The organism is Butyrivibrio sp. M55, assembly GCF_900116865.1.
Classification (GTDB): Bacteria; Bacillota; Clostridia; order Lachnospirales; family Lachnospiraceae; genus Butyrivibrio.
This window is the reverse complement of the sequence record NZ_FPCD01000001.1, coordinates 476,164-488,283: the sequence shown is the minus strand read 5'-3', so window position 1 is coordinate 488,283 and position 12,120 is coordinate 476,164. Positions and strand designations below refer to the sequence as shown.

Genomic DNA, 12,120 nt, shown 5'->3' with positions numbered 1-12,120 from the left:
CCAGTTCCAGGTTTTATCTGGGGTTGAGGCGTATTTGATGCTATCTGCCACAATTAAAAAAATATTTTTTTTAATATGATATAAACTTGCTTTTTATCGTTGTTTTAGTTTATAAAATTATGTATATTTAATAGATACAATCAAATAGTTTTTTGTTTTTTGAAGGTGAAATACGATATACATGAAGAAGAAACCATATGGAGGAATAAACGATATTCCAAAATATCTTCTGGAACAATATGGGGACAGAGGCAGGATGATACGTCAGGGGCCGCCTGTTCCGATGGATACGAAATCAATGGAAGCCATAAGCGGCAGGCGGACGAGGAACTGTTCCGTGGTTGCCGTTGCAAGGATCATAGATTATTACAGACGACGAAATAAGATCACATCTATTCCCGAAGATATAAAGCACATATATAAGGATGTTGAAGAGATAGCAGAGAGCTACGGATATACCGATAAGATAGGAACGTTTCCTTTTTTTATCTCAGGAATTGCTAAGGAGGCTTTCGCAAGATACGGCGTGAAGGTCAAGTGCAGAGGCATTTATATATGGAGCTTTGAGAAACAGGTAGTCAGAGAGATCTGCGCGGGGAGGCCTGTAATAATGAATATAGCCAGAGGTTTTTACAAAGATCATACGGTAGTTGTCTCAGGTTACAACATCTGGCAGGTTGGGGAAAAAACATATCCCATGGTCCGCGTGATAGACGGATGGAAGAGCGGCTATCACTATATTGATTATGAAGCGTTCGCAAAAGATATAAGGCAATCAATATTCGGATCGTTTAATACAATAAAGGTAATACAATAGAAGTTGAGGTTTAAAGTAGTGAAAAAGAAAAAAATCGCATTTGCGGTAATCATAGCGGTAGTACTTGTTTCGGTTTTGGCTGTTGTCTTCGTAAAAAAAGGCGCTCCCAAGACAGAGAATGCGTCAAGGAGAGATGGCGCGGCAGTTTCAGGCGGAGGCGATGAAGACCTTCTGCTTGTAGGCGGCGATCCGGATGCGCAGTTTGGAGCAACCAAAGGCCCCGATGCTGTGCAGAAGCCTGCGGAGACAGTTGTGGGCGATGTTTCAAACAGCCCTGTTTCCGATAAAGTCGAGGAAGTCAGAACAATGACCATTTCCGAGGCAGTTGTTATAGACGCGGGCGACCGTGATGCTTTCTATAATGATGCTGAGTACAAAGATGTTGTGCCTACCGATGCAGATTCTTTTGCCGGTGATGCCGATGAAACGAAACTTGCAGAGATACCTGCAAAGTATGATTCAAGAAATGTTGATGGAAAATCGTACGTTACGGGAGTCAGAGACCAGGGATATTCGTATCTTTGCTGGGCTTTTGCTTCTGCGGGTGCTGTTGAGTGCGATATTTTAAAGCATTATCCCGAATATAAATCTTTGGATCTTGATCTGTCCGAGAAACATCTTGCTTATTACAATGTTCACAAGGCTGCAGGTTCTCATGGCGGAAATATTGATGATGATTACAGGGAACTTGTAAATAGTGAGAACGAAGAGGGGGCTTGGGTTGTTGATAACGACACGGGCTATATTGCCATGGGCGGAGTTACAAACTATTGTATAAGCCTTCTTACAGCATGGAAGGGACCTGTTTTTGATAAGGGAACGGATTCTTTTAAGAGTATCTACGGAAGCAAGTATATCTTTAATGATAATAAGGATAAGCCGTCTGAAGCGTATGCGTCAGAGTTTCATGTTCAGGATGTAAGCCAGGTTTGCGGAAACTATGACAACAACATGCTTATCAAGCAGATGGTAATGGAACACGGCGGAGCAACTATCGGAGTTAATTCCGACGAGAAGTTCTGGAACAAGAATCACGGAAATCTTTATTCTCATTTTAATGGAGAGCTTCCTCCTACGGCCAATCATGAGGTCCTTATAATAGGATGGGACGATGATTACAGCGCATCTAATTTTTCTTCAAGTCCGAAGGAAAACGGTGCATGGCTTTGCAAGAACAGCTGGGGAGATAAGGCCGGTTCCGACGGATTCTTTTATCTGTCATATTATGATGAGACCGCTGCCGTAAGTAACGCTGCTGCGTACAGTGCTAAGGCCAAAGGCGATGAACGATATTATGATAACAATTATCAGGTGGGCGGATTCATCACAAACGAGGTCAGCGCGCTTGAAGATACCAAGAATACGGTAACAGCCTACACTGAATCTTCCAATCCTTACGGCGTACTGTACACTGCAATCGGCGATGAGGAACTTGATGCGATCGGACTTATGAGCCTTGATTCATACAGACAGTACGAGGTGAGCATTTATCTTAATCCTACAGAGGGTGATGATGAGCTTAGCTTAAAAGATCTCGGAAAGCCTGTCTTTACTCAGAAGATTTCTTCTGTGAGCGGAGGTTTCCATACATACGATCTTGATGAAAAAATAAATCTTAAAGCAGGGGACAATTTCTTTATCCTCATAAAGCCTCATACTCCGGGCAAGCTTGCGTTTGAGACTGCGGGCGATATTACTTATGAAAAGAACTACGACGAGTGGAACAACCTTACGGGAAATATCCACAACAGTAATTCTGCGAGCGGCAAGAGTTATTATATTTCGGATGACGGAAAATCATTGAATTGCCAGAAGGATAAAGACTTCTTTATCAAGGCATATACCAAAAATAAGTAACTGTGTATGTTTATGAGAACATACTTTTGAAAATGGCGAAGGAATATGGTATATTGTGTTAAAAGAATTAGAAAGGCACAATATATATGGCTATTAAAGATAAGCAACCTGAACAGATAGGTACAACAGATAAGCTCAAGGCATTTAAGGCGCTTAAGGATGCGGGATATAGAACAGAATTCAGTGCCAGCGGTGTTCCCACAGTTATCTGCAAAAGCGCTGAGGATATCAGCAAGGAACTTAAGGATATCAAGAAGTTGTTAAAAGAACTCAGATATAACGGAAGTTTCGGATTAAGAGGACCCAGAAAGAGCGATCAGCTTGCGCAGGAGACTGCAGAGGCTGAGGAGAAGAAAGAACTGACGGCTTAAAGGAAAAGCAAACTTCGACAAACCAACTTCACAAATAAAAAAACCACCTCGTTAGAAGGTGGTTTATTTTTGGGAGGAGGGGTCGACCGGTGGGGAGCCAATCGACCCAGTATGAAAAAAGTTTTGTTGGGGGAGTCAGAAGTTATTCTTCTGATAGTATATATAGTAAATTCAAAATTTGGACAAATTATGGACAAATTATAAATTTAAAATAAAGAAAGTCGAAATAATAAATAATTAATATACGGAATATTGTAAATTATTATTTGCTTTATGATATAGCGAAATAATGTATAATTAATGATGATTAAGAGTTTTTTGTGAGGAAGGTGTATATGGACAGGTTTGATGCAAGAGATTCGGGACTTATAATTAGTCCGTTGACAACGGGGGATTGCGCAGCAGCGGCGGCAAGAGCGGCAGCGGCGAGTCTTTTGTTTAAATTTGACTATGAATATGTGACGATACAGCATGAAGGGAATACCAGAACTATCGAGGTTTATAAAGATGCTGACAAATGCACACGTAATGAGGCCCATTTCTATGCGGTAATGGAAGGCGGCATGGCACCTGATATCAGGGAAAAAGCTGATATACACGTAAGTGTTTCGAAGGTGACCGATTTTAGAAAAGTTGACAGCAGGGCATTTATGGATGTCAGATACGGCAATCTTTTCCTTTATGCGGGCGAGGGTATCGGAATAGCGTCTGTCGACGCACCTCCTGCAAGAAAAGGTCAGGCTAGTATCGAAAAAGATGCAAGAAAGCTTATTTTTGATGCGGTTGCGGGTGTGTGCGAAATTTCGGATGGAGCACAGCCTCTTTTAATAACAGTAAGTTGTCCCGAAGGAATGATGATAGCTGCAAAGCAAAACAATGCGCTTAGCGCGTTTATGGGCGGTATCGGTATCATGGGAAATTATGGAACCATATCGAGCGTTCATCAGAGGGACATTGCAGGTTCTATTGAGAATCAGATCCGTGAACAGATCGAGATGGGAGTTAAGAGTATTCTTGTTTCTCCCGGAGATTACTGTGCGGACAAGATATATGAAGGAATACACGTATCGCTTAAGACTGCGATAAATTGTTTCAATTTTCCCGGAAGTGCCATAGATGCGGCATGCGAAGCGGGAGTAGAAAATCTTCTTCTAGTAGGAAATGTTGGAAAGCTTGTGAAAATGGCTGCTGGTATCATGAATACCAATTCTTATGCATCTGACGGAAGAAGAGAAATCTTTGCCGCTCATACGGCGATTGTCGGAGGCACATCAAGCCAGGTTAGGACGGTTATGGGATGCACCACATGTGATGAGATTTTGGCGCTTCTTAATACCTGGGGCCTTCGAGACAGAGTAATGGCAAGCATAATGGCTAAGATAAACGAAGCTGTTGCAAGACGTTGCAACGGCAGGATAAGGTTCGGAGTAGCTCTTTTCTCTGAGGAATTCGGGCTTTTAGGTGCGACGGCCGACACAAGGAATGTTCTTGTAAAGGTTTCGCAGGAGCAATATGCATTGTCACTTAAGTTAAAATAGAGTATCATATTTTTTATCCAAAAATAATTAGAGGTTTAGGAGAAATACACTGATGAGCAAGATTATTTTGACCGGAGATCGCCCGACAGGTAAGCTTCACGTAGGACACTATGTGGGATCACTTAGAAGAAGAGTTGAACTTCAGAACTCCGGCGAATTTGACAAGATTTTTATTATGATAGCGGATGCTCAGGCACTTACAGATAACGCCGACAATCCGGAAAAAGTACGTCAGAATATTATAGAGGTTGCGCTGGATTACCTTTCTGTGGGACTTGATCCTGCAAAGTCAAATCTTTTCATCCAGTCACAGATACCGGAGCTTACAGAGCTTTCATTTTATTACATGAACCTCGTTACCGTATCAAGACTTCAGAGAAATCCTACGGTTAAGACCGAACTTCAGATGAGGAATTTCGGAACAAGTATTCCTGTTGGATTCTTTACATATCCTATCAGCCAGGCTGCTGATATTACTGCGTTTAAGGCAACGGTTGTTCCTGTTGGAGAAGACCAGGAGCCTATGATCGAGCAGTGCAAAGAGATTGTAAGAAAGTTTAATTCAACATACGGAGAAGCTTTGGTTGAGCCTGAGATTCTTTTGCCCGATAATGCTGCATGTCTGCGTCTTCCCGGCATAGACGGAAAGGCAAAGATGAGTAAGTCGCTCGGAAACTGCATTTATCTTTCTGAGGAGCCCGATTCTATCAAGAAGAAGGTTATGAGCATGTTTACGGATCCCAATCATTTGAGAGTGGAAGATCCCGGACAGGTTGAAGGAAATCCTGTATTTATCTATCTTGATGCATTTGCCAAGGATGAGCACTTTGCTGAGTTCCTTCCTGAGTACAACAATCTTCAGGAGCTCAAGGATCATTATTCAAGAGGCGGACTTGGCGACGTTAAGGTTAAGAAGTTCCTCAACAATGTACTTCAGGCAGAGCTTGAGCCTATTCGCAACAGGAGAAAAGAATTCCAGAAGGATATCCCTTATGTTTATGATGTTCTCAGAAAGGGCAGTGAGATTGCAAAAGAGACTGCTGCCAAGACTCTTGAGGACGTAAAGAGCGCAATGAGAATCAATTATTTTGATGACAAAGAACTTATTGCTATGCAATCTGCAAAGTATGAGGAGATTGGTGACTGATGAAAAATATCCTGTTTATTGCATCTGAAGGAGTACCTTTTATCAAGACCGGCGGACTTGCCGATGTTGTAGGCTCTTTGCCTAAGAATATCGACAGGCGATACTTTGATGTTCGCGTTATTTTGCCGCTCTATAAGTGTATAAGCCAGCAGATGAAGGATAGGATGGAATATGTCTCCAACTTCTATATGGATTTCCATTGGAAGAACGAGTATGTGGGCATATTCAGGTCAGAGGTTGACGGGATAAAATATTATTTCGTCGACAATGAGTTTTATTTCAACGGAATGAAACCTTACAGTGACGACACTGTTTTTGAGATTGAGAAGTACGCATTCTTTTCGAAGGCTGCGCTCTCAATCCTTCCGGTCATCGATTTCAGACCGGATATTATTCATTGCCATGACTGGCAGACGGGGCTTGTTCCCGTTTATCTCAAAGAGAGATTTCAGGGAAGTGAGTTCTACAGGGGAATCAAGGCTATTATGACGATCCATAATCTTAAGTTCCAGGGAAAATGGGACATTAAGACGGTTCGTGATATTACAGGCCTTCCCGATTATTATTTCACTCCCGATAAGCTCGGACTCTTTAAGGACGCCGATCTTCTTAAAGGCGGTATTGTTTATTCCGATGCCATCACTACGGTTAGTAATGCGTATGCCGAAGAAATCAAGACGGAGTTCTACGGTGAGAATCTTGACGGGCTTTTAAGGGCGCGCGCAGGAGATCTTCGCGGCATTGTAAACGGAATAGACTATGATGAATTCAATCCCGAGACGGATGAATTTATTCCATACAGATATAATTCGATCAATTTCCGCAAAGAGAAGTACAAGAATAAGAAAGAGCTTCAAAAAGAGCTCGGACTTAAGGCAGATGAAAAGTGCATGATGATCGGTATCGTTTCAAGACTTACCGACCAGAAGGGCTTTGATCTTATTAACTGTGTTCTTGACGAACTCTGTCAGGATGCAGTTGAGCTCGTTGTTCTGGGAACGGGAGATGAGCAGTACGAGAATTCGTTCCGTCATTTTGACTGGAAGTATGATGACAAGGTTTCTGCAAATATTTACTATTCTGAGCCGATGTCTCACAAGATCTATGCTGCTTGTGATGCATTCCTTATGCCGTCACTTTTTGAGCCCTGCGGACTTTCACAGCTCATGGCTCTCAGATACGGAACCATTCCCATTGTAAGACAGACAGGCGGACTTATTGATACGGTCGAGCCTTATAACAAATTCGAGGGAACGGGCACAGGATTTGGTTTCCTTAATTACAACGCCCATGAGATGCTTGCCACGATCCGTGAAGCGGAGAGCGTATTCTACGACGGAAAGCGCGAGTGGAACAAGATGATCGACCGTGCAATGGCTGTTGATTTCTCATGGAAGGTTTCAGCGGAAAAATATCAGGAGATGTACGATTGGCTCAGGCCATGATTTATAGTTATGAGTGAAGATTCAAAAAAAAATTTATTTAAGCAGGCGGGCATATTGGCAATCGCCGGCATAATATCGAGAATAATAGGATTTTTGTACAGAAGCCCTCTTACAGGCATCATAGGCGATGAAGGTAACGGCTATTATGGATTTGCATATCAGGCTTATATCATAATTCTTATGATTTCGGCGTACAGCATTCCTTCTGCTATATCAAAAATTATTTCAGGTAAATTGGCGCTTAATGAATATAAGAGTGCGCACAAGATTTTTAAGTGTGCGCTTATTTATGTTGCAGTTATGGGCGGCATTGGCAGTCTGATTCTTTTCTTTGGAGCAGACATGATTGCAAAAAGAAATTCTGCAATAGTTCTTCGTTTCTTTGCGCCAACGGTTTTCCTGTTTGGATTTTTGGGAGTGCTCAGAGGATATTTCCAGGCGCACAGAACAATGATCCCTACATCTGTTTCGCAGCTTCTTGAACAGATACTGAATGCGATTGTGAGTGTTTCGGGAGCATATATACTTACCAATATCGCCGGAACCGGAAATGCTACAAAGAGAGCGGTCTACGGTGCAATCGGAAGTTCGCTTGGTACGGGAGCCGGTGTAGTATCAGCACTCGTTTTCATGATCGTTGTTTATTTTTCAAATAAAAAGATTTTTAGTGAAAAAATGGAAAGTGATAACGGGCCTGAATTATCAGATGTAGAGGCATTTAAACTAATAATCACAGTTGTAACACCTATTATACTCAGCACGTGCATCTACAATCTTTCAGCTTTTCTTAACGCTAAGTTTTTTAATTATGTCCTCATGGATATAAAGAAAATGGATGAGGATGTTGTTGCAAGTATATATGGTATTTTTACAGGTAAGGCAATCGTTATGACAAGTATTCCGATTGCGTTTGCGTCTGCGGCTGCAGCAGCAGTTATGCCTGAGATATCAACCGCTTTTGCTAAAGGCGATAAAAAAGATGCGGCAGATACGGTTGCAGGTGTAATGAGAGTAATGATGATGATATCCATTCCTTGTGCTGTCGGATTTTTTGCTCTTGCAAGGCCTGTAATGATGATATTGTTCCCATACAGGAAATCACTTGATGAAGCGTCATTTTATCTTGCACTTGTTGCTATCACCGTTGTATTTTATTCTATTTCTACGGTTACCAACGCTGTTCTTCAGGGAATGGGCAGATTGAAGGCGCCTGTGACAAATGCAGCCATAGCTCTTGTGATTCAGACTGTGGTATTGGTGTTACTTCTTATCTTTACAGATTTGACCGGCGAAGCGCTTTGTATCGTTACGATCATATATTCATTCCTGATGTGCGTGTTTAATAATATCTCTATGAATAAAGGTACAGATATTCCGATAGACGTAAAGAAGACATACGTTTTACCTTCGATTGCGTCGGCAGTTATGGGAATTGTGGCATATTTCTTGTATGCGGCATTATCAGCACTTTTGGGCGGAATTATTGAAGGAGCGTACTGGCTTAATCTTATCTGTGCGGGAGTATCTATACTTGTTGCTATATTTGTTTACTTTGCCGTACTCATAAAGATCGGAGGCGCAGCAAGAGAGGATATCCTCAAGTTCCCCAAGGGAAGAAGCCTGGTTAAGGCACTTGAGAAAATCAAATTATTATAACTAAGATAATAAAAATCCTTATGACGTTGTTGAGATGCCATGAGGATTTTTCATATAAGGATTGGACAAATTATAATGGCTGAAAGATTTGCAGTAATAGACACGGAAACAAACTGGAAGAATGTTGTAATGTCAGTGGGGATAGTGATTGCGGAAGATGAGCAATTTGTGGCCTTGGACAATACATACATTATCATTGAGGAAGCTGCCAAAGTTGGCGGGATGTACTCATACGCGCTTAATATCAAGGGAAAGACTCCGCAGATGCTGGATCGCAAAAGCGCTGTTAATGCCATAAAGGATTATCTGAATTCTTTTGGCATAAAATCGATATTCGCATATAATGCATCGTTCGATGCCAGAGTGTTACCGGAGTTAAAAGAGTATAGTTGGCATGATATATTAAAGCTCGCAGCTTATAAGCAGCATAATCCTAAGATTCCGCCTGAGGCGCCGTGTTGCTCGACCGGACGTTTAAAGAGTGGATACAGGGTCGAGAATATTCTCCATATGTTCGGTGAGGCTGGATATGAAGAGTTTCACAATGCGTTGACGGATGCGGTCGATGAGCTTAGAATCATGCGCTATCTAAAATACGGTATAGAGAAGTATCCGGTGCTGTGAGTGTTGTCGGGATGTAGACCAATAAAGTTGTCTATATCCCGACTTTTTATTGACATAAAAAAGAGCATCCCCCATAATTTTAAGTATAGGTATTTACTGGTGTAATACGTTGCCTTTTTAAAGCGTCAAGGCAAGACGTCGGCAACGTCAACTAAAAATTCCAACTAGATGGAAGGGGGTTCTTATGGCAAACGAAATGGTAGTATTTCAGGGAAAATCATTCTCGGTTGGGCTTCAGTCAATGCTTGGTTCTACAGCATACGGATGGTGCCTGACAGGTCTACCGAAAGGCGTAGTATTGTTAAATATCGAAACGGAAAAGGTTCAGTCACCTAACACGGTTGCGCCTATTATTCAGAAGTTTTGGTTCGTTGCTGTTTCTGAAACAGATAAGAAAGCTGAAATTGAATTTACAATGATGAATTTCACTAACTTGTCTGCAACAGATCAGAAACATAATGTTTCAATCTCAGTTGTTCCCAGTGATTCAGATGAATTCGCTAAATATAGCGAGAATAATGATGCAATGCTAAGAAGTATCAGCAATGCTGCAATTCCTTACGGATATGTGCTCGGAGCACAGGATCCGCTTCTTAAGTACGGATATGCGTGTGATTCGGCCGATACTCCTACACTTAAATATGGATATCCGTGTGGGGTACAGGATGCAACTAACACCAATGTGAAGTATGGCTATACATGCGGTGCAAATGATGCGACTGCTGTAAAATACGGATACCCTTGCGGTACACAGGATGCAACACTTATGAAGTACGGATATCCTTGCGGAGTAGAAGATGCAACGCTTAAGTATGGATATCCGTGTGGAGCGGAAGATGTGGCAACTGGCGTTAAATACGGCTATCCATGCGGAGAACCGGTTCTTAAGTATGGCTATCCATGCGGAGACACACCTGCACTTAAATATGGATACCCTTGCGGAGACGCTCCGGTACTCAAGTATGGTTATCCGTGCGGAGATACACCGGTACTTAAATATGGATATCCTTGCGGCGCACAGGATGCAACGCTTAAATATGGTTATCCGTGCAATATTCAGAATTCAGCAGTTGCTTACGGATATAACTGCAATGCACAGAATGCAATGATGAAATATGGTTATTTCTGCTAACAAATTGAATACATAATGCCCATCGGCGGTTTGGAGGTTAAGAAAAAGAAATGGCACATATTGAATATAAACCGGTTACAGCAGTCTGGGAGGTTACGATGGGATGCAACATGCGTTGTGGCCATTGCGGCTCGTCTTGCGCGGGTGCGCTCCCAGGAGAACTTAGCACAATGGAAGCTCTTGACCTATGCGATCAGATCGCGGAGCTTGGGCTGAGATGGATAACCTTGTCAGGAGGAGAGCCGCTTACAAGAAAGGATACACCGGATCTGGTGAAAAGACTTTCCGGTAATGGTGTTAAGGTAAATATCATTACCAACGGCTGGCTTCTTGATACAGATATGGCAAAAAGACTCAAAGACAGTGGGATATCTACAGTTGCAATAAGTATCGACGGTACGCCGGAGATACATGACAGTGTAAGAAAAGAAGGAGCTTTTGAACACGCTCGTAATGCATTTCATGCAATGACGGAACTTGGGATAGAGACCGGCGCTGTCACAACCATAACTAAGAAAAATATAGAAATTCTTTCGGACCTTAAAGAAGAATTAATCGGCATGGGAGTTAAGACATGGCAGGTACAGCTTGGTCTACCCATGGGAAATCTTAAGGAACGCCCTGACTGGGTGCTTGAGCCGAAACAGGTCAATGATGTCATCGATTTTTGCTATAACACGGCAAAAGAGGGAAGAATTCGAATATACCCTGCCGATTGTATCGGTTATTATTCGAAAAAAGATCTTGAAACAAGGCGTATATCTTTCGGATTTGACAGACATTCTTTGTGGGATGGCTGCAATGCGGGAGTTCGCGGCTTTGGTATATTGCATAACGGAGATATTTTGGGATGTACTTCAATTCGCTCAAAAGAGTTTATTGAAGGGAATATCCGTAAGAGAAAACTTCGTGAGATATGGGAAGATGAAAATGCATTCTTATGGAGGCGCCAGCTGACAAAAGAAAAACTTTCCGGCTCATGCAAAACCTGTGTCTATGGCTCAAAGTGTCTCGGAGGCTGTCCGAATACAAGACTCACGATGAAGGGCAGTATATACGAGGAGAACGAGTATTGCGCATACAATCTTTCTCTCAAGAAAAAAGAAACAAAGTATTCCAAGTGCGACAATGCCGCTGCATTACGCAGACTTGCCGATTCGCTTATACAGCAGGGAGATTATCAGGAAGCATCTTTTGCTCTTAAACGGACAAAAGAGCTGGATCCCGAAAATGCAGATGTGTATAGCGCAATAGGCTATAGCGAATTTATGTGCGGAAACTATGAATCCTGCCTTGAAGCAAATAACAAGGCGCTCGAGATGGACAGCAATAATACTTACGCCATGGGCGGTCGTGCTCTTGCGTTGTTCAGGCTTGGGCAGAAGGATGAAGGTATTCGCATCATGCGCGAAGCAGTTGCTTTGACGGGTGGCCGTGATATGAACCTGATCCAGGATCTGAGGTACATGACAGACGGTAAGATGTGATGATATGCAATAAATAAAAGAAAGGCAGTCTTTTTCATAGAATAGA

10 protein-coding genes are annotated in these 12,120 nt (G+C 42.3%); all 10 read left to right on the top strand.

Annotated features, from left to right (window positions below; translation table 11 throughout):
• Window positions 1–181: 181 nt before the first annotated feature.
• The 10 genes from BM398_RS02205 (at window position 182) to BM398_RS02160 (ending at window position 12,074) form a co-directional block, all read left to right on the top strand.
• Complete coding sequence (locus BM398_RS02205) at window positions 182–817, top strand: C39 family peptidase (RefSeq protein WP_092336222.1); 636 nt, start codon at window positions 182–184, stop codon at window positions 815–817.
• Between the two features lie 18 nt (window positions 818–835).
• Window positions 836–2,674, top strand: coding sequence for a C1 family peptidase (locus tag BM398_RS02200; RefSeq protein ID WP_092336221.1), 1,839 nt, complete (start codon window positions 836–838; stop codon window positions 2,672–2,674).
• 86 nt (window positions 2,675–2,760) lie between these two features.
• A complete protein-coding gene (locus BM398_RS02195; protein WP_092336220.1) occupies window positions 2,761–3,045 on the top strand; it encodes a hypothetical protein in 285 nt (94 codons plus the stop codon).
• Between the two features lie 335 nt (window positions 3,046–3,380).
• Complete coding sequence (locus BM398_RS02190; RefSeq protein ID WP_092336219.1) at window positions 3,381–4,583, top strand: cobalt-precorrin-5B (C(1))-methyltransferase; 1,203 nt, start codon at window positions 3,381–3,383, stop codon at window positions 4,581–4,583.
• Window positions 4,584–4,635: 52 nt separating this feature from the next.
• Entirely contained in the window at window positions 4,636–5,730 is a 1,095-nt protein-coding gene (trpS, locus tag BM398_RS02185; RefSeq protein ID WP_026655083.1) for a tryptophan--tRNA ligase, read from the top strand.
• Entirely contained in the window at window positions 5,730–7,175 is a 1,446-nt protein-coding gene (gene glgA, locus BM398_RS02180) for a glycogen synthase GlgA (protein WP_092336218.1), read from the top strand. The genes trpS and glgA overlap by 1 nt, the downstream gene beginning before the upstream one ends.
• A 9-nt stretch (window positions 7,176–7,184) precedes the next feature.
• On the top strand, window positions 7,185–8,831 hold the full coding sequence (locus BM398_RS02175; RefSeq protein ID WP_092336217.1) for a putative polysaccharide biosynthesis protein: 1,647 nt from the start codon (window positions 7,185–7,187) through the stop codon (window positions 8,829–8,831).
• Between the two features lie 75 nt (window positions 8,832–8,906).
• A complete protein-coding gene (locus tag BM398_RS02170; protein ID WP_092336216.1) occupies window positions 8,907–9,455 on the top strand; it encodes a 3'-5' exonuclease family protein in 549 nt (182 codons plus the stop codon).
• 184 nt (window positions 9,456–9,639) lie between these two features.
• Window positions 9,640–10,587, top strand: a complete 948-nt coding sequence (locus tag BM398_RS02165; protein WP_092336215.1) for a hypothetical protein — start codon at window positions 9,640–9,642, stop codon at window positions 10,585–10,587.
• 50 nt (window positions 10,588–10,637) lie between these two features.
• Entirely contained in the window at window positions 10,638–12,074 is a 1,437-nt protein-coding gene (locus BM398_RS02160; protein ID WP_092336214.1) for a radical SAM/SPASM domain-containing protein, read from the top strand.
• Window positions 12,075–12,120 lie beyond the last annotated feature (46 nt).